Here is a 25092-nt window from a genome sequence, read left to right as displayed (position 1 = left end):
TCTGTGCCGCTTACTCCTGCCACCACTCCGCGTCGTCGTCGCTCTTGGCCTCGACCTTGGGCGCGGGCGTCGTGGGCGGCGCCTCGGCCACGGGCGCGGGCGCCGGGATCGCGGGCTTCGGCGGGGCCGCGGTGACCGCGGGCTCGGGGTCCATGCCCGGCAGCGCGGCGCCGCCGAGGAGCTGGCGGAGCTGCGCGAGGTGGCTGGTGATGCTGTCGCGCTGGCGGGTCAGCTCGTCGACCTGGCGCTGCATCGCGGTGCGGGTGCGCTCGGCCTCGTTCTTCGCCTCGGTGACGATGGTCTCGGCGCTCGACTTCGCCTCGGCCACGATCGACTCGGAGCTCTTGCGGGCGTTGGCGACGAGCTGCTTGGCGTGCAGGTCGGCCTCGCGGCGGGTCTGCTCGGCCTGCTGGGTCGCCTTCGTGGCCCGCGACTCGGCGGTGGCGGCGCGCTGCTCGGCCTCGGCGACCAGCTTCTGCGTGGCGGCCTGGGCGGTGGCGTGCCGCTCGGCCTCCTGGCGCTCGGCCTCCTCGCGGCGCGAGGCGAGCTGGATCTCGAACTCCGCCTCGTCCTGCGCCCGCTTGGCCTCCGACTCCTCCAGCACCCGCTGCGCCTGGGCGCGCATCTCGTCGGCCTGCCGCTTGGCGGTGGTCAGCACCTCGTCGCGCTCACGCTTGGTCGAGGCACGCAGCTGGGCCACCTCGCGCTCGGTGGTGGTGCGGAGCTTGGCGATCTCGCGCTCGGCGTCGGCGCGCTTCTCGGCCACCTCGTGGTCGGCCGTGGCGCGCAGCTTGGCGACCTCGCGCTCGGTGGTGTTGGTCAGCTCGTCGGCCTCGCGGCGGGCGGTGCCCCGGATCTCCTCGGCGTCGCGCTCGGCGGCCGTGCGCATCTCGTCGCTCTCGCGGGTGGCCTGGGCGCGCTTCTCGGCGGCCTCGGCCTCGGCGGCGGCGCGCAGGTCGGCGGCCTCGACCTTGGCGGCGGCCTTGATCTCGTTGGCCTCGGACCTGGCGGCCTGGACGAGCTCGGTGGCCTGCTCCTCGGCGAGGCGCAGCAACTGCTCGATGCGGGCGCCGAGACCGGAGTAGGTCGGGCGCTCCTGCTCCTGCAGCTGGCGCTGGGAGTCGGACAGATCGCGCTGCAGGCCGGTGATCTGCTCGCGCGCCTGGCGTAGCTCCTGGTCGAGCTGCTTGAGGTGATCGTGGACCTGATGCCGGTCGTAACCACGAAGCACCACATCGAACTCGCGTGCGGGTGCGTCCTCGAAGAAGTTGTTGAGCTGGGCGTCGATGTCGGACTGCATGGAGGCTCGATCCTGGGTTGTCGAGACGGCTACAGGTGCCGGACGGGGGGTTCGGGGCATCCGAGCCGGGAGCCTGTGCCTCACGGCAGGCTCCCTGTCCGGTCGGGAGGTCCAGCGTACTCCGCCGGTGCCGCCTGCGAAGCCCCGTCCAATTTTCTGCGTGACTAGTTACATATGAACGTTTTTTACGATTTGTCGGGATCGGCGGCTTGAACCAGCTCCGTGAGCATTCCCCCCACATCCTTGGGATGCAGGAAGGCGATCCGGGAATCCATGGAACCGTGCCTCGGACGCTCGTCCAGCAGCCTCACACCCTTTGCGCCGATCTTAGCCATGGTTTCGGTGACATCGCGTACACCGAACGCAACATGGTGGACGCCCTCGCCGCGCCGGGCGAGGAACTTCCCCACGGGTGAGTCCTCGGACAAAGGCTCCAGAAGCTGGATGTAGGAGCCGCCGCCCTCGCCGTCCGCGATGTGCAGCATGGCCTCCTTCACCCCCTGCTCCTCGTTGACCTCGCGGGCCACCACCGTGAGCTCGAACGTCTCCGAGAACAGGCGGATCTTCTCCTCCAGATCCCGGCAGGCGATCCCTATGTGGTCGATCCGCATGAACATGTGTGGCCTACCTCCATGGCGAGCGACGTCCTACCCGTGGGTATCGTGTCAAAGACCCGACGCGCGAGCACAGGAGGCCGTTGTCATGTCCGGTTCAGTCTCTGGATCCGTCATCGTCGCCGGAGCTCGCACCCCCATCGGCAAGCTGCTCGGCGCACTGTCCGGGCTGCCGGCCGTCGAGCTGGGCGGCATCGCGATCAAGGCCGCGCTGGAGCGCGCCGGGGTCGCCCCCGAGTCGGTCGAGTACGTGATCATGGGCCAGGTCCTCCAGGCCGGCGCCGGGCAGATCCCCTCCCGCCAGGCCGCCGTCAAGGCCGGCATCCCGATGACGGTGCCGTCCATCACGATCAACAAGGTCTGCCTGTCCGGCCTCGACGCGATCGCGCTGGCCGACCAGCTCATCAGGGCCGGCGAGTTCGACATCGTGGTGGCCGGCGGCATGGAGTCCATGACCAACGCCCCCCACCTGCTGCCCGGCCTGCGCAAGGGCGTCAAGTACGGCGGCTCCGACGTGGTCGACTCGATGGCCCACGACGGCCTGTTCTGCGCCTTCGACCAGTGCGCGATGGGTGAGTCCACCGAGCGCTACAACGCCCGCCTCGGCATCGGCCGCGAGGAGCAGGACGCTCTGTCGGCCCGCTCCCACCAGCTCGCCGCCGCCGCCGTCAAGAACGGCGTCTTCGACGACGAGATCGTGCCGGTGCCGATTCCGCAGCGCCGCGGCGAGCCGGTGCTCGTCAAGGAGGACGAGGGCGTGCGCGGCGACACCACCGTGGAGACGCTGGCCAAGCTCCGCCCCGCCTTCGCCGCCGACGGCACGATCACCGCCGGCTCGGCCTCGCAGATCTCCGACGGGGCCTGCGCGGTGGTCGTCATGTCCAGGGCCAAGGCCGAGGAGCTGGGCCTCCCGTGGCTGGCCGAGATCGGCCGGCACGGCAACGTGGCCGGGCCCGACGCCTCGCTGCAGTCGCAGCCGGCCAACGCCATCAAGCAGGCCATGGCCAAGCAGGGCGTCACCGCCGCCGACCTCGACCTGGTCGAGATCAACGAGGCGTTCGCCAGCGTGGTGCTCCAGTCGGCCAAGGAGCTCGGCGTGCCGCTGGACAAGGTCAACGTCAACGGCGGCGGCATCGCGCTCGGCCACCCCATCGGGGCGTCCGGGGCGCGCATCGTGCTGACCCTCGCCCACGAGCTCAGGCGCAGGGGCGGCGGGCTCGGCGCGGCCGGGCTGTGCGGCGGCGGCGGCCAGGGCGACGCGCTGCTCATCAGCGTGCCGAAGCGCTGATCACGGCCCCCGCGTCCTGATCACGGCACTCACGTCCTGGTCACGGCCCCGCGTCCTCCGGCGGGTCGTCGCTCGCGAGGTGGACGCGGGCGGCGTCGCCGGTGGAGATGACGCCGCTGTTGTCGCCGCCGACGGCGACCGAACGGGTGCCCGAGGCCGTCACGGAAGGAGCCTCGTCCTCCGCCGCCTCCCCGGCGGCGCGGGCGGCGCGGGCGGGGAGCGCGCCGTATCCGGCCAGGGCCAACCCGATCAGCGCGGCGAACACGCCGATCACGCTGGACAGCTTGTCGGCGGCGTCCAGCCCCACCCGGGCGAAGTAGACGCCGAGCCCCGCCAGGGCCGCCACCGTGACCGCGGCCCCGGTCCACACGAGCCTCCGCTTGCGCATACCGGCATCATGAGCCGCCGATCCCGCTCCGCACAATGTGCGCGAAGCGTTGCATTCACATTACTCTCCGTGTGCATAATGGAGTCACAACTTTCACACCCGCCTCCCCTCCCCGAACGACGGGCAGGCAACGATGCCGTCGCAGCCCTCCGCCAACCCCACCCCCGATCCGCCCGCTCCCGCCCACCAGCGCTCCCGGGCCTGGGCCCAGGAGCAGGGCCTGCTGGAGACCTGGGACGAGACCAGGTTCGAGTCCCTGGCCCTTTCGTCCAAGGCCGGCCACTGCCATCCCGGCGCGAACGCCGAGGAGCTGGAACTGGCCGCCGACTGGTACGTGTGGGCGGCCTGGCTCGACGACCACTTCTTCGGCACGTACCGGGGTGAGCGGCGGCAGGCCGGGCGGTTCCTCGACCGGCTGGCCCGCCTCGTCCCCGAGGAGGCGGACGAGCGCCCGCCCTCCCCGTCCGGGCCGGGCGAGCGCGCCCTGGCCGAGCTGTGGGCCCGTACGGCGCGCCTGGACGAGGCGCGGTATCCGACGTCCGGCGCGTGGCGCCGCAGGTTCGCCGACAGCACCCGGAGTCTCGTGCGCGGGCGGCTGCGCCTGCTGGACGGCCTCGCCGCCGGGCGGGCCCCCAACCCCCTGGAGTACGTCGCCGCGTGGCGCTCCTGCGGGGGCGCGGCCTGGGCGGCCGTACTCGTCGAACGCGTCGGCGGGGCGGAGCTGCCGGAGGCGGTGGTGGAGGCGCGGGCGGTCCGGGCCGTCCAGGACGCCTTCGCCGACGGCGTGCATCTGCTCGGCGACCTGCGCGGCCACGCGGCCGGCGAGCCCGCCTGGGGGCCCGGCTGGAACGCGGTGGCGGTGTTCGAGCGGTTCCTGCGCTGCGACGCGCGGACGGCGGCCGAGCGGGTGGACCGGCTGCGGCTGTCCCGGCTGCGGCGCTTCGAGCACGCCGCCCTCGCCGGGATCCCGCTGCTCGCCGAGGCCGCCCGGCTCGGGACCGGGGAACGGGACCGGCTCTGCCGCTACGTCGCCGCCCTCCGCGACTGGCAGACCGGCCACGCCACCTGGCACCCCACCCCGCCCCCTGACGCCTCCGCCCACCGGTGGCGGCCGACGCGCGCCCGGGTAACGGGCGGCCCCGCGTCGGGCGATCCCGCGTCGGGCGGCCCCGCGTCGGGCGGCCCCGCGTCGGGCGGCCCCGCGTCGGGCGGCCCCGCGTCGGGCGGCCCCGCGTCGGGCGGCCCCGCGTCGGGCGGCCCCGCGTCGGGCGGCCCGCGCCGGGCGACCCCTCATCGGGCGAGCGGTCGGCGGGTGGCCGGTCGGATGGCGAGCGGCCATCGGGCGAGCGGTCGGCGGGTGGCCGGTCGGATGGCGAGCGGCCATCGGGCGAGCGGTCGGCGGATGGCGGGCCACTGGACCAGCGGCGGCAATTCGAGCAGCGGCCGCTTGAGCAGGGGCCGCCGGACCAGCGGCCACTCGACGGGCGGCGACCTGACGGGCGGCCCCCTGACAAGCAGCCATCTGACGGGCAGCCATCTGGCGAGCGGCCATCGGGCGAGCGGCCAGTGGGCGGGCGGTCGGTGGGGGAGCATTCGCCGGGGTATCCGTTCCGGTTGCCGGATCTCGCGCTGCCCTGGACCGTCCGGGTGAACCCGCACTGGGCCGGCGCCCAGCGCGCGGCCGGTGAGTGGGCGCGGGAGATGGGCATGGTCGGCGGCCCCGGCGCGGTGTGGACGCCGGGCCGGTTCGAGGCCATGCGCTTCGCCGGCTGGTGCGCGATGGCCGCCCCCGACGCCGCGCCGGACCGCCTGGAGCTGGTGGCGCTCTGGTTCACCTGGGCGCTCGCCGTCGACGACTTCTTCATCGCCGGCTACAAGGCCCGCGACGACCTCGCCGGCGCCGGCCGTTTCGTCGAGGGCCTGGCCCGCTTCATGCCCCTGCCCGGCGGCACGGCGGGCGGCACGGCGGGCGGCACGGCGGGCGGCACGGCGGGCGGCACGGCGGGCGGGCCCCGGACGGGCGGTCACGTGGAGCGCGGGCTGGCGGACCTGTGGGCGCGCACCGTCCCGCTGCTGCCGCCCGGCCGGCGGCCGGCGTTGCGGGAGGACGTGCTGCGTTTCGCGGCGGGCAACCTGTGGGAGATGGCGCACAGCGTCCGCCGCCGGGTGCCCGATCCGGTGGACTACCTCGTGCGTTCGCGGGCGGCCAAGGGCGTGAGCGGGCTGGGGGCCCGGCTGATGGCGCTGGCGCTCGGGCTGGAGCCGCCGGAGCGCCTGCTCGCCGGCCGGGCCGCGCGCGAGCTGGTGAACGCCTGCGCCGACCACGTCTGCCTGGTCAACGACATCGTCTCCTACAGCCTGGAACGGGAGGTCGAGCGGCACTCCAACAACGGGGTGGTGGCCGTCCAGGACTTCCTGGGCTGCGGGCTGCAGCAGGCCGTGGACGTCCTCGGCGACCAGCTCGCGACCTGTCTTCGCGTCTTCGAGACGCTGGCGGCCGAGGAGCCGGCGGCCGGGCTCGGCGAGCGCGACGGCCCGGCGTACGTGCGGGGCCTGCGCGACCTGATGGGCGGCAACCTGGCCTGGCACCTCGGCAACAGCCGTTACGTGGACCTCGACCACGCCTCCGTGCCGCTGCCGCCGGGCCCCCGCCGGGCCGTGCACGACAGCGCGGCCCCGGCGCCGAGCGAGCCGAGCACCGCCGGCTCGTCGTCCGGGCCCTTCGGCACACCCTCCACGACCTGCGCGATGTAAAAAATTGTAGACATGATGTCCGCGCTGTTTTACATTCGAGCCATGCCTCCCGAAGAGAAACGCGCCTGGATCATGGTGGTGGTCTCGGTGCTCGCGTACGGCGCCTACCTCGCGACGATCCTCGGCCGGGCGGGCTCCGTCCCGCTCGCCGAGGTGCCCTACGTCGTGCCGCTGCTGTGGAGCGTCGGCGGCGCGTGCGCGGCCTCGATCGTGGCGTTCATCGCGGTCAGCCTGCTCTCGCCCGCCGACATCGGCAGCAAGGACCAGCGCGACCGCGAGATCCACCGCTACGGCGAGTACGCCGGGCAGTGGTTCCTCGTCGCCGGGGCGCTGGCCGCGCTCGTCATGGCGATGGCCGAGATCCCGCACTTCTGGATCGCCAACGTGCTCTACCTGGGGTTCGTCCTGTCGGCCGTCCTCGGGTCCACGCTCAAGATCGTCGCCTACCGGCGGGGGATGCCGGGATGGTGAAGCCCACGAAGGTCACCAACTCGATCCGGGCGCTGCGCTTCGCGCACGGCGAGATGACCCAGGCCGAGCTGGCCGACCGGGTCGGCGTCACGCGGCAGACGATCATCGCCATCGAGCAGGGCCGGTACTCGCCGTCCCTGGAGATGGCCTTCCAGATCGCGCGGGCCTTCGGCGTCCCGCTCGACGACGTGTTCCAGTACCCGGACGGAGAGAACCGATGAGAGCGATCACCCGGCAGGCGTACGGCTCGGCGGACGTCCTCGGCCTCGGCGAGGTCGCCGAGCCCGTGCCCGGCGACGACGAGGTGGTGTTACGGGTCCGCGCGGCCGGCGTGGACCAGGGCGTGTGGCACGTGCTGACCGGCCTGCCCTACGTCATGCGGCTCGGCACCGGCCTGCGCGGCCCGAAGAGCCCCTTCGTCGGCACCGACGTGGCGGGGGAGGTGCGGGCCGTCGGGGCGGGCGTCACCGCGTACAAGCCGGGCGACCGCGTCTTCGGCACCTGCGGCGCGGCCTACGCCGAGTACGCCTGCGCCCCGGCGGGCCGGCTCGTCCCGATGCCCGCGAACCTGTCGTACGAGCAGGCGGCGGCCATCCCTACGGCGGGCATGACCGCGCTGCGGGCGCTGCGCGAGGCCGGCCGGGTGCGGCCCGGGCAGCGCGTGCTGGTCATCGGCGCGGGCGGCGGCGTGGGGACGTTCGCGGTGCAGCTCGCCGCGCACTTCGGCGCGCACGTCACCGGCGTGTGCAGCGGCTCGAAGGCCGAGCTGGTCCGCTCGCTCGGCGCGGAGGACGTCGTCGACTACACCCGCGAGGACTTCGCCGACGGCCGCCGGCCCCGCTACGACCTCATCCTGGACACGGCGGGCCTGCGCCCCCTGTCCCACCTGCGCCGGGCGCTCACGCCGCGCGGGACCTTCGTCATCGTGGGCGGGGAGGGCGGCGGCCGGTGGCTGGCCGGGTTGGACCGGCAGTTGCGCACGGTGCTGCTCGGGCCGTTCACCCGGCAGCGGCCCCGGGTGGTCTTCGCCTTCCCCCGCGAGGCGGACCTGCGGACGCTGGCCGAGCTGGCCGGCGACGGGCGGATCAAGGCGGTGGTGAGCGGGACGTACCCGCTGGAACAGGTGCCCGAGGCCATCCGCGAGCTGGAGAAGGGCCACGTGCACGGCAAGCTCGTGATCACGCTCTGATCGCCTCGCGCCCCCGGGCAGCGCGATGCCCCGGCCCAACCAGGAAAGGACCGGGGCTTCGCGTGTGCCTGCCGGCGCCGGGACCAGGACCCGGATCCGGATCCCCCCTACGGGGGTTGTTCAGCCCGGCCGCGAGGGAGGGTGCGGCCGGGCTGCTTGTGGGCGGTCATGAGGCGAGGAAGCGGGCGAAGACCGAGCGGTGCCGGCGGTCGGCCCGCGAGCTCCGCAGCGCCTCGCGTACCCGCCGCTGCTCGGCGGCGGCCCGGCGGAGCTCGGAGGCGTGGTGCTGCATGATGCTGTATTCGAGTTCGGCGTTCATCTGGAGTGCTCCTGAAGGCGATTCGGTGGTGCCTGCTGTCTGCACTCTCAAGATTGCTCCTAAGGCCCTTCCCGGCACATCGGGCGTATGTCCTATCTCTCGCCCTAGGACTCGGGACGGGGTACCTAGGCCGTGCGCACAGGGGTCCTAAGACGGGTGTGCGGGGCCCTAGGAACGCCTTACGGTCAGGGCTCGTCGGTGAACTTGACCGTGACCTTGGTGAAGCCGAGCGACTTGAGCAGGCCCGTCATCATCGCCTTGGTGTTGGCGTCGGCGCGGGCCCGCAGGTCGCTCGCCACGGCCGCCTCGGTGATCTTCTTCTCGGCCAGCAGGTACAGCTCGCGCTGGTCGCCGGGCGAGCCCGACAGGAAGTCGGAGACGCGGTCGAACAGGCCGCGCTGCTGCGCGAAGACGTACGAGCGGCTGTTGTCCAGGTTGGGCTTCTCCAACTGGGCGTGCGGGAGGCGGATCGTCGCCTCCGTGCGGTCCTCGGAGACCGTCACCGCGTTCGTCGCGAGGGCGCCGAAGTCCACGTAGGCGTCCACGCCGCCCGCGCCGACGAAGAGGGTGCGGGTGCCCTTGACCGCGTCGGGCAGGAAGTTGGCGTCCTTCTCCAGGTCGACCACGACCTGGAAGGTGCCGGTCGCGGCCTCGAACCGGCTGAGGTCCTTGATGGACTGGAGCAGGACCGGCTGGCTGCGGTCGACGGTGCGCTCGCCCGTGGGGTCGAGCCAGGTCCAGGCCAGGCGGCCGGCCACCACCAGCAGGACCGCCAGGACCAGTAACCCCGCTGCATATCGCCACCTGCGGCGTCGCCCGGTGACGACCTCGGGCGGCGCTGTACGGGAAGTCGTCATGGTGGCATGACTACCCGCTGAGCGATCATCAGTGCCAGCCCCAGGGTGACATCTCCGATTCCGCCTGGTCGGTTCACGCCTGTGCCGGGCGGGCGGGACCCCTTCCGTGCGCCGGCTGCGCGGGGCGGCCCGCCTGGGCGAGCCGGTCCGCCCCGTGGCGCGGGCCGGCGCGGCGCGGACCGGCGGGCCGGGCAGGCGGGGCCGCGGCGACCCAGCCCGGCGCCGGGGCCGGGACGTAACCCAGGGCGGGCGCGTCCGGGGTGACGTACCCGGGGGTGACGTACGAGGCGGGCGGCGCGGCCGGCGGGTCCGGGTACACGGGGTACACGTGCGTGGAGTCGGGCGACGGCTGCACCGACTGCGGCACGAGCTGCGGCCGCGCCGGGGCGCCGCCGAAGTGGGTGCTCGACAGCCGGCAGTTCTGGAAGTCGTTGTAGAACATGCGCAGCCACTCGCGCCGCTGGTGCTCGTTCAGCCACGAGAACCACGACGTGGCGTACTGGTGCTCGGCCAGCGGCCCGCCCGCGGGCGGCTCGCCGCGCAGCCACACCATCACGATCTCCCGGTACCCCTCGGCGACCGTGCCCGGGCACGGGCTGGACAACGACTCGATGTACTCGTACGCCGCCTTCTCCGCGAACCCGGCCGACAGGTCGGGCACGTGGATCGGCGCGAGGCCGAGCGAAGGCCGCAGCTTCTCCTCCAGCGGTCGCTGCTCCACCCGCTTGAACGCGGCCGGAGTGCCGTCCAGGCGCATCGCGATCTGCGTGAACACCGCCCCCAGCTCGGTCAGCCCGGCCCGCATCCCCGGGTGCACGCACACGGTGATCGGCCAGTCCTGGCAGGCGTAGGCGATGTCCTCGGCGGCGGCCGGCCGGGTCTGGGCCAGCACCCGCGACACCCCCATGCCCGCCGCCAGCACCGCGAGCAGCGCGCACGCCAGCACCAGCGCCTGCCGGGTGACCAGCGCCGCCCAGCCCAGCAGCAGCGCCGCCGTCAGCCCGAGCAGCCAGATCGTCTGGTCGAAGAAGGCCGCCCCGCTGAGCGCCTGGAACAGGTCGTACGGCTCGCCGGTGCCGGGCGCCAGCTTGTCGGCCCAGCCGCGGTCGTCGGCCAGCCACGAGAACGCCCCGTAGCAGGCCAGCCCGGCGAGCGGCGGCGTGAACGGCTTGGGCGCCACCCATCCGGCCACCCACCCGATCACCGAGTACAGCGCCAGCCCCGCCATGCCCATGCCCAGCCCGGGCAGGCTCAGCCGGCCCGCCTGGTCGGTGAGCACCGTCTTGACCGCCAGCACCAGCACCGTGGCCCCGAACGAGCCCAGCACCACCACGACGATCGCCAGCGGCGCCTTCAGCGCCCGCCACGTGGTGAGCGAGCGCCCGCGCAGCGCCCGGCGCTTGCGGAGCGCCACCCAGGCGGCGAAGGCCGCCGCCACGGGCCCGGTCAGCCGGAGCGAGCCGATGACCGCGGCCACGATGTTCTCCCAGGCGTCCACGCCCGGTATCAGGACGTTCCACGCCGCGATCAGGCCGACAGCAAGCAGCACGGCAACCGTGACGGCCGCGCTCTGCTTCAGCTCCTCCCGTGAAACGCCCGCGTGCTCACGCACCCTTTGCCCCGTTGAAGTCCATCAAAGCACCCCCCGTGCCCCTCGGTGACGTGCAAGCGGGCAGTCCGGCCGGTCCCCACAGGCTGATGGACTTGGCTTCCGCGTCACCATACGTACGAGAACCATAACTGAGCGTGATGATTGATGTCCGGATTCTTGGTCAAGGAGGAAAGCCTGTCGCTCCAGATCACCCGACGAACCGGGACGACCGGCGCGCTAACGTAGCTGCGTGTCGCAGCCGAAGCCGCTCAACCTGCCGTTCGACCCGATCGACCGCGCCGCGGAGAGCTGGCGCGCCCACTTCGGGCCCTCCGCCGCCATGGCGGCCGTGACCTCGATCATGAGAGCGCATCAGATCCTGCTGTCGCACCTCGACGCGCTGCTGAAGCCGTACGGGCTGACCTTCGCCCGCTACGAGGCGCTCGTCCTGCTGACCTTCAGCAGGACCGGCGCGCTCCCGCTGTCCAAGATCGGCGAACGGCTCATGGTCCATCCCACCAGCGTCACGAACACGGTGGACCGGCTGGAGAAGTCCGGCTACGTCCGCCGGCTGCCCAACCCGCGCGACGGCAGGGGCGTGCTCGCCGAGATCACCGACTCCGGCCGCGACGTCGTCCGCCACGCCACCCGCGACCTCATGGCCGCCGAGTTCGGCCTGTCGATGTACGCCGAGGACGAACTCCACGCCATGTTCGACCAGTTGCGCACCCTGCGGGTCGCGGCGGGTGACTTCGACTGCCCGCCGATGCGGCAAGATGAAGGGCATGGCGGACTTCTCTAGGCCCGGGTCGCTCTACGGGGCGATCGATCTGGGCGCTCGCAAGCAGGCACTGGAGGCGCAGGCCCGGCGGGAGGCCGCAGGTCCCCAGGCCGCGTCGGCCTCGGTCGTCGAGGTGACCGAGGAGACGTTCACGACCGACGTCGTCGACCGCTCCATGCAAGTGCCGGTCGTCCTCGACCTCTGGTCACCCCGGGCCCCGGCGAGCGCGCAGCTCGGCCCGGTGCTGGAGAAGGTCGTCGGCGACCTCGGCGGCCGGGCGGTGCTGGCCAGGGTCAACGTCGACGCCAGCCCGCAGATCGCGGCGGCGCTGCGCGTGCAGGCCGTGCCCACCGTGCTGGCGATCTTCCAGGGGCAGGCCGTCACCGGCTTCCAGCAGGTGCTGCCCGAGCAGGAGGTGCGCCGCTGGCTCGACGAGCTGATGGCCGCCGTCGAGCAGTTCTACCAGGCCAACCCGGGCGCCCGGCCGCCCGGCGCGGAGGGCGAGGAGGAGGGCCCGGCGGGCCCGCCCGCCGACCCCGACCTCGCCGCGGCCGAGGAGGCCGTCGAGCGCGGCGACCTCGACGCCGCCGCCGCGGCCTACCAGCGGCTGCTGGCCCGCGCCCCCGGCAACGAGGACGCCAAGATGGGCCTGGCCGGCGTCACCCTGATCAAGCGCACCGAGGGCGTCGACCCGGCCGACGTCGAGCGCAGGCTCGGCGACCCCGCCGACCTCGACGCCCACCTCCTCGCCGCCGACCTGGAGATGTTGTCCGGCCAGGTCGACGAGGCGTTCGCGCGCGTCATCGCCGTGGTCAAGCGCACCTCGGGCGACGACCGCGACCGCGCCAGGAAGCACCTGCTGGGCCTGTTCGACACCTTGCCGAGCGATGACCCTTCCCTGGCGAAAGCGCGCAGAGCGCTGGCGAGCGCCCTGTTCTAACCTGGAGCTATGCGGGTCGTCACCATCTCGGCGACGTACGGCACGGCCGGCAGCCAGATCGGCCCGGCCGTGGCCGAGCGGCTGGGCGTGCCCTTCGTCGACCGCGCGATCCCGAGCGCCGTCGCCCAGGAGCTCGGCTGCACCCTGGAGGAGGCGCTGGCCTGCGACGACCGCGCCGAGCGCGGGCTCGGCCGGCTCCTGTCGGGGGCCCTGCGGCTGCCCACCGTCACCTTCGGCGGCGTCGACATGTACGTGCCGGGCGCGATGCCGCTCGCGCCCGAGGAGTACGTCCGCCGCGCCGAGCACCTCATGCGCGAGACCGCCCGCGCCCAGGGCGGCGTCTTCCTGGGCCGGGCCGGCGCCCTGGTGCTCGCCGACCACCCAGGAGCGCTGCACGTGCGGCTCGACGCGCCGCTCAAGCGGCGGGTGCGGCAGACGGCCACGCTCGCCGAGACCGACGAGCGCGAGGCCCGGCGCGTCATCGACGACAACGACCGCGCCCGCGCCGCCTACTGGCGCCACTTCTACCGGGCGGACCCGGCCGATCCGTGCCACTACCACCTGGTCGTCGACAGCACCACGATCCCCGTACCGGTCTGCGTCGACCTGATCGTCTCGGCCTCGGCGGCACTCGATTGACCCAACGCCCCCTAACATGGGAGGACTTCTTGGTCAGTCCCGAAGGAGCGATTGACGTGGCCACCGTCCCGAGTGTGTCGTACTCCATCACCGTGCGTCTCGAGGTGCCCGCAGGCGGCAAGGCCGTCAGCCAGCTCACCCACGCCGTAGAGTCGGCCGGAGGCGTGGTGACCGCCCTCGACGTCACCAACGCCGGCCACGAGAAGCTCCGCATCGACGTCACCTGCGCCGCCCGCGACACCGACCACGCCCAGGCCATCGTCGACCAGCTCGAAGCGGTCGAGGGCGTCGTCATCCACAAGGTGTCCGACCGCACGTTCCTCATGCACCTCGGCGGCAAGATCGAGATGAAGTCGAAGGTGCCGCTGCGCAACCGCGACGAGCTGTCCATGGCGTACACGCCGGGCGTGGCGCGCGTGTCGATGGCGATCGCGCGCAACAAGGAGGACGCGCGCCGGCTCACCATCAAGCGCAACAGCGTGGCCGTCGTCACCGACGGCTCGGCCGTGCTCGGGCTCGGCAACATCGGGCCCGAGGCGGCGCTGCCCGTCATGGAGGGCAAGGCGGCGCTGTTCAAACGCTTCGCCGGCATCGACGCCTGGCCCATCTGCCTCGACACCCAGGACGTCGACGAGATCGTGCGCACCGTCCAGGTCATCGCGCCCGGCTTCGGCGGCATCAACCTGGAGGACATCGGCGCGCCGCGCTGCTTCGAGGTGGAGCGGCGGCTGCGCGAGCTGCTCGACATCCCGGTCTTCCACGACGACCAGCACGGCACCGCGATCTGCGTGCTGGCGGCGCTGCAGAACGCGCTGCGCGTGGTCGGCAAGAGCCTGGAGAACGTCAAGATCACGATGGCGGGGGCCGGCGCGGCCGGCAACGCCGTGCTGCGGCTGCTGCTCGCCGCCGGGGCGCGCAACGTCGTCGTCTGCGACTACCTGGGCGCCGTGCACAAGGGCCGCGACGACCTCGACGACTCGCTGCGCTGGATCGCCGACCACACCAACGCCGAGGGCTACGCCGGCGACCTGCGCGGCGCGCTCAAGGGCGCCGACGTCTTCGTCGGCGTGTCCGCGCCCGGCATCCTGACCGGCGACGACATCGCCACCATGGCCAAGGACGCGGTGGTGTTCGCGCTGGCCAACCCGGAGCCCGAGGTGTCGCCCGACGACGCCCGCGAGCACGCCACGGTCGTCGCCACCGGGCGCTCCGACTACCCCAACCAGATCAACAACGTGCTGGCCTTCCCCGGCGTCTTCCGCGGCCTGCTCGACGCGCAGGCCGCCGGGGTGACGCAGGAGATGCTGCTTGCCGCGGCCGGAGCGCTGGCCGCCGTGGTCACGCCCGAGGAGCTGGGGCCCAACTACATCATCCCGAGCGTGTTCCACCCGGACGTGGCGGGGGCGGTGGCGGCGGCGGTCCGCGAATCCGCCGGCGGCCGCGCCCGCGGCTTCACCGAGGCCTGACCCACCGGGCCCATCCCGCGGCCGGTTGCCCGGCTGGGCCGTCCGGTTCGGTCGTCCGGTTCGGTCGTCGGGGTCACCGTGCCCTCGACCGGGTGAGCGCAGGTCCCGAGCACGCGCGCCCGCCACTGGATCGAGAGCCAGGGCGCCCCGGTGGCGTGCGCGGGAGTCAGGGCCGGGTGGGGGTGGGGTGGGTGAGGGCGGGCATGAGGCGGTAGGACTCCTGGAAGACCAGGTTGTGGGCGTCCCCGGCGGCGATCACCCGCAGCGTGTCGATCTGGGCGTCGGCGTCGGCGGGGTCGAAGACGTTCAGCGGCCAGTCGCCCACCGTGTTGCCACGCAGGTGCGGGTGGTGGAAGCCGGCCCCATAGTGGGCGACGACGGCGATCGGCTGCACCTGGGCGGCCCGCTGCTCGGGCCAGGTCAGCGACCACATGGCGTTGAGGCCGCCCTCCTTCGAACGGGTGAGTCCGCTCGCCACCACCTCACCCGTCCCGAGCAGCAGGTCGGCGTCGAACTCGGCGAGCACCCGCCGCGCCACGGGGTCGAGCAGCTCGACCGCCGTGGCGAACAGGCGCTCCTTGTCCTCCCGCGCGGCGGCCCGGCCGTGGACGCCGTCGCGCAGGTCGCGGAAGTGGCGGATCAGGGCTTCGGTCATGGGAGTGCGCATGCCTGCCCCCTGCCCCGTCAGGCGGCGGGCCCACCTGCCGCGGCGGCCCGGAGCGGGTCAGGCGGCCACGGGGCGGCTCCTGGCCGTCTCAGCCCAGCAGCTCGGCGATCCTGGTGCGGACCTCCGGGGTGTCGAGGCCGCGCACGGTGAGCGTGGTGCGGCGGCGTACGACGTCGTCGACCGTGGCGGCCCACTCGTGGTCGCGGGCGTAGACGGCCTGCGCCCAGATGTCGGGCCCCTCGGGGTGGATGCGCTCGCCCAGCGCCGGGTCCTCGCGGATGAGCCGCACCAGGTCGAACGCGATCGAGCCGTAGTGCGTGGCGAGGTGCCTGGCCACCAGCGGGTCCATGCGGGCCTCGCGCTCGCGGTCGGTGTAGAGGCGCAGGGCGACCGCGTCGGGGCTGGCCAGGCCGGGCAGCGGCACGGCGGGCAGGATGTCGGCCAGGTCGTCGCCGAGCGGCCGGCCGGGCAGGTGGGCGAGGGTGTCGAAGACGGTCCTGCCGATGTGCCGGTAGGTGGTCCACTTGCCGCCCGCCACCGACAGCATGCCGCCCTTGCCGCGGCTCAGCACGGTCTCCCGCTTGGCCGCCGCCACCTCGCCGGGACCGCCGGGCAGCACCCGCAGGCCGGCGAAGGCGTAGGTGATGTCCTCGCGGCGGAGCTGCTCGTCGCGGACCGCGTGCCCCGCCTCGTCGAGGATCTGGGCGATGTCGGCCTCGGTCGGGCGCACCGCGGCCGGGTCGCCCTCGTACGCCTCGTCGGTGGTGCCGAGCAGCAGGTGGTCCTCCCACGGGATGGCGAACGACACCCGGTACTTGTCGATGGGGGTGGTCAGCGCCGCCTTCCACGGCTCGTGCCGGCGCAGCACCAGGTGGGCGCCCTTGGACAGGCGGATGCTGGGGGCCGCGCCCGGGTCCTCCATGCGCCGCAGGTGGTCGACCCAGGGGCCGGTGGCGTTGAGCACGAGCCGGGCGTCCACCCCGAACTCGGCGCCGGCCAGCCGGTCGCGCAGCTCGGCGCCGGTCACCGTGCCGCCGGTGGTGCGGAGGCCCACGACCTCGGCGTGGTTGAGCACGGTCGCGCCGGCGTCCACGGCGGCCCGCACGGTCATGACGGCGACGCGGCTGTCGTTCATCTGGTGGTCGCCGTAGACGGCGGCGGCCCGCAGGCCCTCGGTACGCAGCGCCGGCACCTTGGCCAGGGCCTGGTGCGGCGTGACGACCCTGCCCATGCCGTCGCCGAACACCGACAGCGCCGAGTACAGGAACACCCCCGCGCCCAGCTTGGCCGCCCCGTGCGGCCCGCCCTTGTAGATCGGCACCAGGAACGTGAGCGGCTTGACCAGATGGGGGGCGATGTCGGCGGCCAGGGCGCGCCGCTCCCGGTGGTTCTCGGCGACCAGCCGGACGTTGCCGGTCTGCAGGTAGCGCAGGCCGCCGTGGACCAGCTTGGAGGAGGCGCTGGAGGTGGCGCCGGCGAAGTCGCCGGCGTCGACCATGGCCACCCGCAGCCCGGCCTGCGCCGCCATCCAGGTCACGGACGTGCCGAGGATGCCGCCGCCGATCACCAGCAGGTCGTACGTGGTGGCGGACAGCTCCTCCCTGGCCTTGGCGCGGTCGGTCCCCATCGCGGTCATCATCGCTGAAACTCCTACTGCTCGACCCAGTCGAGGGTGCGGGCGACGGCCTTCTTCCAGTTGCGGTACTCCCGCTCGCGTTCGGCCTCGCCGATCTCCGGCCGCCATTCGGCCGCCTTGTGCCAGTTGGCGCGCAGGCTGTCGACGTCCGGCCAGTAGCCGGTGGCGAGGCCCGCCGCGTACGCCGCGCCGAGCGCGGTGGTCTCGGCGACCATGGGCCGGATCACCGGCACCGCCAGCACGTCGGCGAGGGTCTGCATGAGCAGGTTGTCGGCGGTCATGCCGCCGTCGGCGCGCAGCGTGCTGAGCTCGAGGCCCGAGTCGGCGTTCATGGCGTCCACGACCTCGCGGGTCTGCCAGGCCGTGGCCTCCAGGACGGCCCGCGCGAGGTGCCCCTTGTTGACGAACCCGGTCAGCCCCGCGATCACGCCGCGCGCGTCGGCCCGCCAGTGCGGCGCGAACAGCCCGGAGAACGCCGGCACGAAGTAGCAGCCGCCGTTGTCGGGGACGGTCTTGGCCAGCGTCTCGATCTCGGCGGCGCTGGAGATGAGCCCCAGGTTGTCGCGCAGCCACTGCACCAGCGAGCCGGTGACCGCGATCGCGCCCTCCAGCGCGTACGTGGCCGGGGTGTCGCCGAGCTGGTAGCCGACCGTGGTGAGCAGGCCGTGCTTGGAGACGACCGGCTGGCCGCCGGTGTTCATGAGCAGGAAGCTGCCCGAGCCGTAGGTGCTCTTGGTCTCGCCGGGGTCGAAGCAGGTCTGGCCGAACAGCGCCGCCTGCTGGTCGCCGAGTGCGCTGGCCACCGGGACGCCGGCCGCCGTGCGCCCGTACACCTCGGCCGACGGGCGGATCTCCGGCAGCATCGCGCGCGGCACGCCGAGCGCGGCCAGCAGCTCGTCGTCCCAGGCCAGCGTGTGGATGTTCATGAGCATGGTCCGGCTGGCGTTGGTGACGTCGGTGACGTGGCGGCCGGTCAGGTTCCACAGCAGCCAGCTGTCCATGGTGCCGAACAGCACCTCGCCGCGCTCGGCCCGCTCGCGCAGCCCCGGGTGCTCGTCCAGCAGCCAGCGGATCTTGGGGCCGGAGAAGTACGTGGCCAGCGGCAGCCCCGCCCGCTCCTTGAACAGGGACTCGTGCTCGGCGAGCGCGCGGGTCAGCGGGTCGGTGCGGGTGTCCTGCCAGACGATCGCGGGGCACACGGGCCGGCCGGTGTCGCGCTCCCACAACACGGTGGTCTCGCGCTGGTTGGTGATGCCGAGCGCGGCGATCTCGCCGTCCACGCCGCCGACGGCCTCGGCGAGCACGGTCTGGACGGACTGCCAGATCTCCTCCGCGTCGTGCTCGACCCAGCCGGGCCGGGGGAAGATCTGGCGGTGCTCGCGCTGGGCGACGGAGATGATGTTGCCGGTGCGGTCGAAGACGATGCACCGGCTGGACGTGGTGCCCTGGTCGATGGCGGCGACGTAGTGCGGTCGAGGCACTGGGGTTCCTCGCTAGGCTCGGGTTCGACATTGTCGAACGACGTAAGGCATGCTATGCGCTCGCCGGGGGCGCGTTCAACTGTTCACGCCCGCGCGCGTGGTCCAGGCCCGGGTCATCGGCGCAGGTCGCGGGTGATCGCGCGGGCGGCGTCGCGCACGTACGAGACGAACTCCATGCGCGGCCCGCCCTCGGGCGCCAGGCGTTCGAGCGCGCCCCGGATGCCGATGGCGCCCACCACGATGCCGCGCGAGTCCTTGATGGGCGCGGCGATCGCCACCTCGCCCTCGGTCAGCTCCTCCATCTCGGCCGCCCAGCCGCGCGCCCGGACCAGCTCCAGCTCGGCCTCCAGGCGCTCGGCGTCGGTGATCGTCGCGCTGGTGTGCCGGTGCAGCGGCCCGGGGGCCTCGCCGTACGGGTCGTGGGCGAGCAGCACCTTGCCGAGCGCGCTGGCGTGCACCGGCAGGTACGTGCCGACCTGCAGCGTCTGCATGCTGTCGTCGGGACGGAAGACGTGGTGGATCACCAGCACGTGGCCCTCGTGCAGGGTGCCGATCCAGGCGCTCTCCCTGCTGCGGCCGGCGAGGGCGTCGGCCCAGTTGATGGCCCGGGTGCGCAGCTCGTTGACGTCGAGGTAGCTGCTGCCGAGGTGGAGCAGCGTGGCGCCGAGCCGGTACTTGCCGGTGGCCGGGTCCTGCTCGACGAAGCCGACCCGGACGAGCGTGCGCAGGATGCCGTGCAGCGTGCCCTTGGGCAGGCCCAGCGCCCGGGCCAGCTCGGCCACCCCGAGCTGGCGGGGGCCGGAGGCCAGCAGCCGCAGGATCGCGGCCGCCCGCTCGACCGACTGAATCGTCTCTCCCACATCCGGCACCCTAGCGCAGCTCGGTTCGGTATTGCCGAACAGTGGCCGTCCGCGTGAGGACGCCCGCCGCCCGGCCCTAGAATTGCCGCGGCGGCCAGGAAACCTCCAGCCAATCCTCAGCTGACGTCCAGGCGCGCCCACACCTCACGGTCCACGGGACGGCCGTCCCGTCGATCGGGCACGCCGTCAGGCGAGGAGAGCAGATGGACTTACCCTCCCGCGTCGCGGGAACCGTGCGGCCGGGCGGCCGCACCGCCCGGGTGCGTGCGGCCGTGCTCCAGGCCACCCAGGACGAGCTGGTCGAGCGCGGCTTCCAGGGCCTCGCCATGGACCAGGTCGCGGCCCGGGCCGGCGTCGGCAAGACCACGGTCTACCGGCGCTGGGGCGACCCGGCGGGCCTGGTCACCGACCTCATGACCGAGCTCGCCGACCAGTCCTCGCCGCACGCCGACACCGGCTCGATCGAGGGCGACCTGCGCGCCAACGCCCTGGCCGTGGTCGAGGCGGTCAACGACGGCCGGCTCGGGGCCACGTTCCAGGCCATGATCGCCGCCGCCACCTGCGACGAGCGGGCCGCCGCCGCGCTGCGCGCCTTCTACCTGCGGCGCATCGCCGAATGGGCGGACGTGGTCGAGCCCGCCGTCGCGCGCGGCGAGCTGCCGCCGGGCACCGACGCCGGCGAGCTGATCAGGGCGGTCTCGGCCCCCCTCTACTACCGGCTGGTCGTCACCCGCGAGCCGGTGACCGCGGAGACCGCCGAGCGGTCCGTGCGCCGCGCCCTCGCCGCCGCGAAGGCGGGCGCCTTCGTCGCCGGCGAGGGGTGAGGCCCGTCCTGGCGCGGCCAGACGGAGCCGTACCACCAGAGGATGCCGCCCGTCACCACCAGGCCGCCCGCCGTGGCGAGCTTGGCCATGAGGTCGGCGGGCGGGCCGGTGTAGGGCAGCCGGCCGTGGCGGTGGCCCCAGGGGCAGTCGTTCCTGACCCGGGTGGAGTCGATGAGGGTGTCCGGGTGCTGGTCGCTGACCTGGTACGCCTCGATCTCGGCGGTGCCGCCCCTGCCGACGGGCACCTGCCGCACGACGCTCTTGCGGGCCGGGATCGAGCCGCTGGCCACGCTGACCGCGTCGGCCTGGAGGTCGAAGCGGACCGCCTGGCGGGTCTGGTTGCGCAGCGTGACGGCCGCCCGTCCCGAGCGGCAGGCGACGTCGTCCACGCTCATCGTGAACGGGTCGCCGGGGTCCGGCAGTCGTGGCCAGGCCCAGGCCGTCGCGGCGGCCGGGAGGAACAGCGCCGCGGCCGGGAAGAACAGCGCCGCGCCCAGCGGCAGGGCGGCGAGGGCAAGACGGGTCCCGATGCGCATGTGCTCCCCTCGAGCTTCGCAAGTGGTGATCATTGCTACTTGATGTGCTCTTACGAACACGAAAAGTAACATGAGCCCACTGGGGCAGCGCGAACCCCCCCACACCCTTCATGATGGAGGTATGGCGGAAGCGATCTACGTCGGCGGGTTGTTGGTGGCGACGCCGCTTCTCGACGACCCCAACTTCCGGCGTAGCGTCGTGCTGATCCTCGAACACGACCGCGACGGGGGCACCCTCGGCGTGGTGCTCAACCGCCCGAGCGACATCTCGGTGACGCAGGTGCTCCCGGTGTGGGACCCGCTGGTCACCGGGCCGCCGGTGCTCTTCGAGGGCGGGCCCGTACAGACCGACAGCGCGCTGGCGCTGGCGGCGGTGCCGAGCGGGGAGGAGCCGCTCGGCTGGCGCAGGCTGCACGCAGGCACGCCCGCGGTGTCGAGGCTCGGCACCGTCGACCTCGACGCCCCGCCGGAGATCCTGCAAGGGGAGATCGCCCAGATGCGCATCTTCGCCGGCTACGCCGGCTGGTCCTCAGGGCAGCTGGAGAGCGAGATCGCCGAGGGCGCCTGGTACGTCGTCGACTCCGAGGTGGGCGACACCTTCCACGCCGACCCCGGGTCGCTGTGGCGGCACGTGCTGCGCCGGCAGCCGGGCGAGCTGGCCTTCGTCGCCACGTGCCCCGACGACCCCACGATGAACTGAGGCCGGAAAGGCCCTACCGCAGGTCCCAGCCGGGCCGCAGCGAGCGCTCGGCCAGCTCGATGCTCTCGGCCATGCGGCCGGTGATCTCGGGGACGCCGCCGTCGCGGCGCGGGCACTCGAAGCCGACCCGCATCGTGGACATCGCCCAGGCCACGATCAGGTGCGAGAGCTGGTCGTCGGCGGCCTTCACGCCGCGCCGCGCGGCCACCAGCTCGGCCAGCCGGCTCTCCGTCTCCGCGCCCCTGGCCACGGACTGGCCGACCAGGCGCGGGTTCTCGTCCAGGATGCGGCGCAGCTTCAGGAAGCGCTCGTGCTCCTGCGGTGTGGCGTTCTCCATGTCGGCGAGCATCGCGCGCAGGGCGTGCATGAGCGCGGTGAACGGCGGCTCGTCGGCGGGCCGGGTGGCCAGCGTGCCGGCGACGATCTCCTCGCACTGGTCGTGGAACCACAGCACCAGGTGGTCCTTGCTGGTGAAGTAGCGGAAGAAGGTGCGCGGGGAGACGTCGACGGCCCCCGCGATCTGCTCGACGGTGGTGGACTCGTATCCTTGTTCGAGGAACAGGTCGAGCGCCGCGTCGAGGATGCCCAGGCGCGTCTTCTCCTTCTTGAGCTCGCGGAGACCCACTGCCGTCACTCCCTCGCAACCTTTCTGTCACAGTGTGACAGATGTCATCCGCTGCCGAATAAAAGTCGTTTGTCATTAGTCATCGGCTGCCACTAGATTACCTGAGGCTTAAGAGACTTGTGCCCTGATACGGGGCGCGTGCGTAACTAGGGGGACCTCATGGCTAACGCGAAGGCGGTGGACGCACCGTCCTCGCCCGGCTCGGTGAAGACGGGGACGGGGGGCAATCCATGGCTCGTGCTGCTGGCGGTCAGCCTGGGCGTCATCATGGTGATGCTGGACGGCACCGTCGTCGGCATCGCCAACCCGGTGATCCAGGTCGACCTGAAAGCCTCGCTCTCCGACCTGCAGTGGGTGACCAGCGGCTACCTGCTGGCGCTGGCGGTGTTCCTGATCACCGCCGGCAAGCTCGGTGACCTTTTCGGGCACAAGCGGGTCTTCCTCATCGGTGTGGCCGGGTTCGCCCTCACGTCGGTGGGCATCGGGCTCAGCGCCGAGCTGGCCGACATCATTCCCGGCATCTCGCCGGTCGGCGCCCTGATCGGCCTGCGCGTGCTGCAGGGCCTGTTCGGCGCGCTGCTCCAGCCCGCCGCGCTGGCGCTGCTGCGGAGCGCGTTCCCGGGGGAGAAGCTGAACCAGGCGATGGGCGCGTGGGGCGCGATCATCGGCCTGTCCAGCGCCGCCGGGCCGATCGTCGGCGGCGTGCTCGTGGAGAAGGTGAGCTGGGAGTCGGTCTTCTTCATCAACGCCCCCGTCGGCGTCGCCGCGCTCGTCCTGGGCGTCCTGCTGATCAAGGAGAGCCGGGCCGAGACGCTGGCGCGGATCGACTGGCTGGGCGTGCTGCTGCTGTCCGGCGCGATGTTCTCCCTGGTGTGGACCATCATCAAGGCGCCCGACTGGGGCTGGGGCGACAGCACGACGCTGGGCTTCCTCGCCGCCTTCGCGGTGCTGATCGGGCTGTTCGTCTTCTGGCAGAACCTCACGCAGAAGCGCGGCCGGCAGCCGCTGGTGCCGCTGTCGCTGTTCGCCAACCCGTCCATCTCCATCGGCATCCTGCTCATGATGATGGTGGCGTTCGCGATGTTCGGCGCGATGTTCTTCCTGGGCTTCTTCTTCCAGGGCGTGCACGGGCTGACCCCGCTGGAGGCCGGTCTGCGCATGCTGCCGATGAGCGCGGGCATGATCGTCGCCTCGCCGCTGGCCGGCATGGCGATCGGCAAGCTGGGGCCGAAGATCACGATGACCGGCGGCCTGCTCATCACCGCGCTGGCGATGTTCCTGATGTCCCGCCTCGGCCTCGACGCCACCTTCGTCGAGAGCGCGATCCCGTTCGTGCTGCTGGCCTTCGGCATGTCGCCGGTGTTCGTGGGCGCCACGGAGATCATCGTCGGCAACGCGCCGGTGCGGCTCAGCGGCGTCGCGGGCGGCCTGCAGCAGTCCGCGATGCAGGTCGGCGGCGCGCTCGGCACCGCGATCCTCGGCGCCGTGATGGCCGCCGAGATCTCCGGCGCGCTGCCCGGCTACCTCGGCCCGGCCGCGCAGGCGCTGTCGCCGGCGCAGCTCGACGGGCTGGAGAAGGCCGCCGCGTTCGGCACCGCGCCGGCCGGGCTGCCCGACGTCGTCGTCAACGCCATCCACAACTCCTTCATGGACGGCATGCACTTCGCGTTCCTGGTGAGCACGGCCACCATGGTGCTGACCGCGGTCCTCACGCTGTTCGTCAAGGCCGGTCGCAAGACCGAGGGCGCGCCGGTGCACATCGGCTGAGCCCTCCCTCCGACGGCCCTCGCCCAGGTGGCGGGGGCCGTCGCGCTGTCCGGGGAGAGCGGGGTCGCGGGCGGGCATAGACTCGATGGGGTGAGCACGAAGATCCTTCCAGAGCAGGAAACCACGCCGCGGACGTCGCACGGCGACGGCGATCACGAGCGGTTCGCGCACTACGCGGACAAGCACAAGATCACCGAGAGCATGGTCACCGGCACGCCCATCCGCGCCCTGTGCGGCAAGGTCTGGGTGCCCAGCCGCGACCCGAAGAAATACCCGGTGTGCCCGGAGTGCAAGGAGATCTACGAGGGCCTGCCGACCGGCGGCGGCGACCAGGGCGACAACAAGCAGTGAGTGTTGCTGACCGGTAATCCCGGTCCGTGAGGCTACGGTCGGTACCCTGACCAGCTCACACGGTAACGGGGGTACCGGATGACCCGGCGCGCGACCGCCGTCTCGTCGGCATGCCTGCTCGCGGTGGCGCTCGCGCCGCCGGCCGCGTCCTCGGCAGCCGTCCCGGCTCTCCGCGCCGCCTGCGCCGCCACGCCCTCCGGCGGGTCCCCTGCGCTCCCGGGCCGGTTCCGGGAGCGGGCGAGGGCCGGGGCCGCCACGAGTGCGCCGGGGCCGCGTTCGCCGCAGCCGCAGGACGTCTCCTTCGTCGCGGCCGAGCTGGGCCGGCGGCTGGCGGGCGTCACGCCGCCCACGAAGATCACCGTGCCCACCCGCGTCCACGTGCTCACCCGGGGCCACCGCAAGGTCTCCGACCAGGACATCAGGAGCCAGATCGCGGTGCTCAACGCCGCGTACGGCGGCGCCTTCGGCGGCGCCGACACCGGCGTGCGCTTCCACCTGGAGAGCATCGCCGTCAAGGACGAGCCCGCCTGGTTCGCCGACCCCGTCGGCGCCGAGCAGGCCATGAAGACCGCGCTGCACAAGGGCGGCCGGGCCACGCTCAACCTCTACATCGCCCAGCTCAGCGAGCTGATGCTGGGCTTCGCCAGCTACCCCTACTGGTACGAGGGCGCCCCGAAGCTGGACGGCGTCGTCATCGACTGGCGCAGCCTGCCCGGCGGCCCGATGACGAACTACAACCGGGGCTTCACCGCCGTGCACGAGATCGGCCACTGGCTCGGCCTGTTCCACACCTTCGAGAACGGCTGCGCCGAGCCCGGCGACGGCATCGACGACACCCCTGCCGAGGCGACCGCCACGGAGGCGTGCCCCGCCGAGAAGGACACCTGCGGCCAGCCGGGCCACGACCCGATGCGCAACTTCATGGACTACGCCCACGACCGCTGCATGGCGGAGTTCACCGCCGGCCAGGCGCGGCGCATGCAGGAGATGTGGGCGGCGTACCGGAACATCCCCGAAAAGTAATTTGTGCGACAAATTACGATGTGTA

At 72.9% G+C, this 25092-nt stretch carries 27 protein-coding genes; 15 read left to right on the top strand and 12 right to left on the bottom strand.

Annotated features, from left to right (window positions below):
* Positions 1-10 precede the first annotated feature (10 nt).
* Together MF672_RS48960 and mce are read right to left on the bottom strand one after the other, a co-directional pair.
* Entirely contained in the window at positions 11-1300 is a 1290-nt protein-coding gene (locus MF672_RS48960; protein ID WP_242383561.1) for a DivIVA domain-containing protein, read from the bottom strand.
* A 185-nt stretch (positions 1301-1485) separates the two neighbouring features.
* Positions 1486-1917 carry a methylmalonyl-CoA epimerase gene (gene mce / locus MF672_RS48955; RefSeq protein WP_242383560.1) on the bottom strand — a complete coding sequence of 144 codons (432 nt, stop codon included), beginning with the start codon at positions 1915-1917 and terminating at the stop codon, positions 1486-1488.
* A gap of 85 nt (positions 1918-2002) precedes the next feature.
* On the opposite strand from mce, the gene MF672_RS48950 reads away from it, so the two are divergent.
* A complete protein-coding gene (locus MF672_RS48950) occupies positions 2003-3202 on the top strand; it encodes an acetyl-CoA C-acetyltransferase (RefSeq protein WP_242383559.1) in 1200 nt (399 codons plus the stop codon).
* Between the two features lie 40 nt (positions 3203-3242).
* On the opposite strand, the gene MF672_RS48945 is transcribed toward MF672_RS48950, so the two are convergent.
* Positions 3243-3590, bottom strand: coding sequence for a hypothetical protein (locus MF672_RS48945; protein ID WP_242383558.1), 348 nt, complete (start codon positions 3588-3590; stop codon positions 3243-3245).
* A gap of 133 nt (positions 3591-3723) precedes the next feature.
* Here MF672_RS48945 and MF672_RS48940 point away from each other — a divergent pair, with 133 nt between their 5' ends.
* From MF672_RS48940 to MF672_RS48920, 5 genes are read left to right on the top strand one after another with little or no spacing between them, the layout of a single operon-like run.
* The gene (locus MF672_RS48940; protein WP_247815809.1) at positions 3724-5241 is read left to right on the top strand and encodes a terpene synthase family protein; all 1518 of its coding nucleotides are present in this window, start codon (positions 3724-3726) and stop codon (positions 5239-5241) included.
* On the top strand, positions 5205-6344 hold the full coding sequence (locus MF672_RS48935; RefSeq protein ID WP_247815808.1) for a terpene synthase family protein: 1140 nt from the start codon (positions 5205-5207) through the stop codon (positions 6342-6344). The genes MF672_RS48940 and MF672_RS48935 overlap by 37 nt, the downstream gene beginning before the upstream one ends.
* 42 nt (positions 6345-6386) lie before the next feature.
* Positions 6387-6815, top strand: coding sequence for a hypothetical protein (locus MF672_RS48930; protein WP_242383997.1), 429 nt, complete (start codon positions 6387-6389; stop codon positions 6813-6815).
* Positions 6809-7036, top strand: coding sequence for a helix-turn-helix transcriptional regulator (locus MF672_RS48925; protein WP_242383998.1), 228 nt, complete (start codon positions 6809-6811; stop codon positions 7034-7036). The genes MF672_RS48930 and MF672_RS48925 overlap by 7 nt, the downstream gene beginning before the upstream one ends.
* Positions 7033-8004, top strand: coding sequence for an NAD(P)-dependent alcohol dehydrogenase (locus MF672_RS48920; RefSeq protein WP_242383999.1), 972 nt, complete (start codon positions 7033-7035; stop codon positions 8002-8004). The genes MF672_RS48925 and MF672_RS48920 overlap by 4 nt, the downstream gene beginning before the upstream one ends.
* Before the next feature lie 166 nt (positions 8005-8170).
* On the opposite strand, the gene MF672_RS48915 is transcribed toward MF672_RS48920, so the two are convergent.
* The 3 genes from MF672_RS48915 to MF672_RS48905 form a co-directional block, all read right to left on the bottom strand.
* Positions 8171-8323: a hypothetical protein gene (locus MF672_RS48915; RefSeq protein ID WP_242384000.1), complete on the bottom strand. Its 153-nt coding sequence runs from the start codon at positions 8321-8323 to the stop codon at positions 8171-8173.
* A 185-nt stretch (positions 8324-8508) separates the two neighbouring features.
* A complete protein-coding gene (locus MF672_RS48910; protein ID WP_242384001.1) occupies positions 8509-9180 on the bottom strand; it encodes a DUF4230 domain-containing protein in 672 nt (223 codons plus the stop codon).
* A 73-nt stretch (positions 9181-9253) separates the two neighbouring features.
* Positions 9254-10792 carry a hypothetical protein gene (locus MF672_RS48905; protein WP_247815807.1) on the bottom strand — a complete coding sequence of 513 codons (1539 nt, stop codon included), beginning with the start codon at positions 10790-10792 and terminating at the stop codon, positions 9254-9256.
* A 229-nt stretch (positions 10793-11021) separates the two neighbouring features.
* On the opposite strand from MF672_RS48905, the gene MF672_RS48900 reads away from it, so the two are divergent.
* Genes MF672_RS48900 through MF672_RS48885 form a run of 4 tightly spaced genes read left to right on the top strand, consistent with a single transcriptional unit; the run spans position 11022 to position 14597 of the window.
* On the top strand, positions 11022-11573 hold the full coding sequence (locus MF672_RS48900; RefSeq protein ID WP_242373147.1) for a MarR family winged helix-turn-helix transcriptional regulator: 552 nt from the start codon (positions 11022-11024) through the stop codon (positions 11571-11573).
* Complete coding sequence (locus MF672_RS48895; RefSeq protein WP_242373148.1) at positions 11557-12492, top strand: tetratricopeptide repeat protein; 936 nt, start codon at positions 11557-11559, stop codon at positions 12490-12492. The genes MF672_RS48900 and MF672_RS48895 overlap by 17 nt, the downstream gene beginning before the upstream one ends.
* A 9-nt stretch (positions 12493-12501) precedes the next feature.
* Entirely contained in the window at positions 12502-13131 is a 630-nt protein-coding gene (locus tag MF672_RS48890; protein ID WP_242373149.1) for a cytidylate kinase-like family protein, read from the top strand.
* A gap of 56 nt (positions 13132-13187) precedes the next feature.
* Positions 13188-14597, top strand: a complete 1410-nt coding sequence (locus MF672_RS48885) for an NAD-dependent malic enzyme (RefSeq protein ID WP_242373150.1) — start codon at positions 13188-13190, stop codon at positions 14595-14597.
* A gap of 166 nt (positions 14598-14763) precedes the next feature.
* On the opposite strand, the gene MF672_RS48880 is transcribed toward MF672_RS48885, so the two are convergent.
* The 4 genes from MF672_RS48880 to MF672_RS48865 all read right to left on the bottom strand — a co-directional run bounded on the left by MF672_RS48880 (position 14764) and on the right by MF672_RS48865 (position 19241).
* Positions 14764-15264 (bottom strand): hypothetical protein, encoded by a 501-nt coding sequence (locus MF672_RS48880; RefSeq protein ID WP_242373151.1) that lies wholly within the window; start codon positions 15262-15264, stop codon positions 14764-14766.
* Positions 15265-15352: 88 nt separating this feature from the next.
* Positions 15353-16891, bottom strand: coding sequence for a glycerol-3-phosphate dehydrogenase/oxidase (locus tag MF672_RS48875; RefSeq protein ID WP_242373153.1), 1539 nt, complete (start codon positions 16889-16891; stop codon positions 15353-15355).
* A gap of 23 nt (positions 16892-16914) precedes the next feature.
* Positions 16915-18381 (bottom strand): glycerol kinase GlpK, encoded by a 1467-nt coding sequence (glpK, locus tag MF672_RS48870; protein WP_242373154.1) that lies wholly within the window; start codon positions 18379-18381, stop codon positions 16915-16917.
* Positions 18382-18494: 113 nt separating this feature from the next.
* On the bottom strand, positions 18495-19241 hold the full coding sequence (locus tag MF672_RS48865) for an IclR family transcriptional regulator (RefSeq protein ID WP_242373155.1): 747 nt from the start codon (positions 19239-19241) through the stop codon (positions 18495-18497).
* A gap of 203 nt (positions 19242-19444) precedes the next feature.
* Between MF672_RS48865 and MF672_RS48860 the strand changes: the two genes are divergently transcribed.
* Positions 19445-20065: a TetR/AcrR family transcriptional regulator gene (locus MF672_RS48860; protein WP_242373157.1), complete on the top strand. Its 621-nt coding sequence runs from the start codon at positions 19445-19447 to the stop codon at positions 20063-20065.
* On the opposite strand, the gene MF672_RS48855 is transcribed toward MF672_RS48860, so the two are convergent.
* Positions 19954-20601, bottom strand: a complete 648-nt coding sequence (locus MF672_RS48855) for a hypothetical protein (protein ID WP_242373159.1) — start codon at positions 20599-20601, stop codon at positions 19954-19956. The two genes, MF672_RS48860 and MF672_RS48855, sit on opposite strands and share 112 nt — an antisense overlap.
* Positions 20602-20722: 121 nt before the next feature.
* On the opposite strand from MF672_RS48855, the gene MF672_RS48850 reads away from it, so the two are divergent.
* Entirely contained in the window at positions 20723-21301 is a 579-nt protein-coding gene (locus MF672_RS48850) for a YqgE/AlgH family protein (RefSeq protein ID WP_242373161.1), read from the top strand.
* A 13-nt stretch (positions 21302-21314) separates the two neighbouring features.
* Here the strand turns inward: MF672_RS48850 and MF672_RS48845 are convergent, their stop codons facing one another.
* Positions 21315-21935, bottom strand: coding sequence for a TetR family transcriptional regulator (locus MF672_RS48845; protein WP_242373162.1), 621 nt, complete (start codon positions 21933-21935; stop codon positions 21315-21317).
* A 150-nt stretch (positions 21936-22085) separates the two neighbouring features.
* Here MF672_RS48845 and MF672_RS48840 point away from each other — a divergent pair, with 150 nt between their 5' ends.
* The 3 genes from MF672_RS48840 (at position 22086) to MF672_RS48830 (ending at position 25067) form a co-directional block, all read left to right on the top strand.
* A complete protein-coding gene (locus tag MF672_RS48840) occupies positions 22086-23693 on the top strand; it encodes an MFS transporter (RefSeq protein ID WP_242373163.1) in 1608 nt (535 codons plus the stop codon).
* A 90-nt stretch (positions 23694-23783) separates the two neighbouring features.
* Positions 23784-24044: a DUF3039 domain-containing protein gene (locus tag MF672_RS48835; protein ID WP_242373164.1), complete on the top strand. Its 261-nt coding sequence runs from the start codon at positions 23784-23786 to the stop codon at positions 24042-24044.
* 78 nt (positions 24045-24122) lie between these two features.
* Positions 24123-25067: a zinc metalloprotease gene (locus tag MF672_RS48830; RefSeq protein ID WP_242373165.1), complete on the top strand. Its 945-nt coding sequence runs from the start codon at positions 24123-24125 to the stop codon at positions 25065-25067.
* Positions 25068-25092: the final 25 nt, after the last annotated feature.

Source organism: Actinomadura luzonensis (genome assembly GCF_022664455.2).
Taxonomy (GTDB): Bacteria; Actinomycetota; Actinomycetes; order Streptosporangiales; family Streptosporangiaceae; genus Nonomuraea; species Nonomuraea luzonensis.
This window is presented reverse-complemented; position numbering and strand designations above follow the sequence as displayed.

What these genes read in the sequence shown, in the direction of transcription:
- MF672_RS48860 (WP_242373157.1), top strand. Translation starts at nt 19,445, where the DNA reads ATGGACTTACCCTCCCGCGTCGCGGGAACCGTGCGGCCGGGCGGCCGC.
- mce (WP_242383560.1), bottom strand. Translation starts at nt 1,917, where the DNA reads ATGTTCATGCGGATCGACCACATAGGGATCGCCTGCCGGGATCTGGAG.
- MF672_RS48880 (WP_242373151.1), bottom strand. Translation starts at nt 15,264, where the DNA reads ATGCGCACTCCCATGACCGAAGCCCTGATCCGCCACTTCCGCGACCTG.
- MF672_RS48875 (WP_242373153.1), bottom strand. Translation starts at nt 16,891, where the DNA reads ATGGGGACCGACCGCGCCAAGGCCAGGGAGGAGCTGTCCGCCACCACG.
- MF672_RS48895 (WP_242373148.1), top strand. Translation starts at nt 11,557, where the DNA reads ATGGCGGACTTCTCTAGGCCCGGGTCGCTCTACGGGGCGATCGATCTG.
- MF672_RS48945 (WP_242383558.1), bottom strand. Translation starts at nt 3,590, where the DNA reads ATGCGCAAGCGGAGGCTCGTGTGGACCGGGGCCGCGGTCACGGTGGCG.
- MF672_RS48950 (WP_242383559.1), top strand. Translation starts at nt 2,003, where the DNA reads ATGTCCGGTTCAGTCTCTGGATCCGTCATCGTCGCCGGAGCTCGCACC.
- MF672_RS48850 (WP_242373161.1), top strand. Translation starts at nt 20,723, where the DNA reads ATGGCGGAAGCGATCTACGTCGGCGGGTTGTTGGTGGCGACGCCGCTT.
- MF672_RS48840 (WP_242373163.1), top strand. Translation starts at nt 22,086, where the DNA reads ATGGCTAACGCGAAGGCGGTGGACGCACCGTCCTCGCCCGGCTCGGTG.
- MF672_RS48910 (WP_242384001.1), bottom strand. Translation starts at nt 9,180, where the DNA reads ATGACGACTTCCCGTACAGCGCCGCCCGAGGTCGTCACCGGGCGACGC.
- MF672_RS48855 (WP_242373159.1), bottom strand. Translation starts at nt 20,601, where the DNA reads ATGCGCATCGGGACCCGTCTTGCCCTCGCCGCCCTGCCGCTGGGCGCG.
- MF672_RS48960 (WP_242383561.1), bottom strand. Translation starts at nt 1,300, where the DNA reads ATGCAGTCCGACATCGACGCCCAGCTCAACAACTTCTTCGAGGACGCA.
- MF672_RS48830 (WP_242373165.1), top strand. Translation starts at nt 24,123, where the DNA reads ATGACCCGGCGCGCGACCGCCGTCTCGTCGGCATGCCTGCTCGCGGTG.
- MF672_RS48930 (WP_242383997.1), top strand. Translation starts at nt 6,387, where the DNA reads ATGCCTCCCGAAGAGAAACGCGCCTGGATCATGGTGGTGGTCTCGGTG.
- MF672_RS48890 (WP_242373149.1), top strand. Translation starts at nt 12,502, where the DNA reads ATGCGGGTCGTCACCATCTCGGCGACGTACGGCACGGCCGGCAGCCAG.
- MF672_RS48915 (WP_242384000.1), bottom strand. Translation starts at nt 8,323, where the DNA reads ATGAACGCCGAACTCGAATACAGCATCATGCAGCACCACGCCTCCGAG.
- MF672_RS48920 (WP_242383999.1), top strand. Translation starts at nt 7,033, where the DNA reads ATGAGAGCGATCACCCGGCAGGCGTACGGCTCGGCGGACGTCCTCGGC.
- MF672_RS48940 (WP_247815809.1), top strand. Translation starts at nt 3,724, where the DNA reads ATGCCGTCGCAGCCCTCCGCCAACCCCACCCCCGATCCGCCCGCTCCC.
- MF672_RS48925 (WP_242383998.1), top strand. Translation starts at nt 6,809, where the DNA reads ATGGTGAAGCCCACGAAGGTCACCAACTCGATCCGGGCGCTGCGCTTC.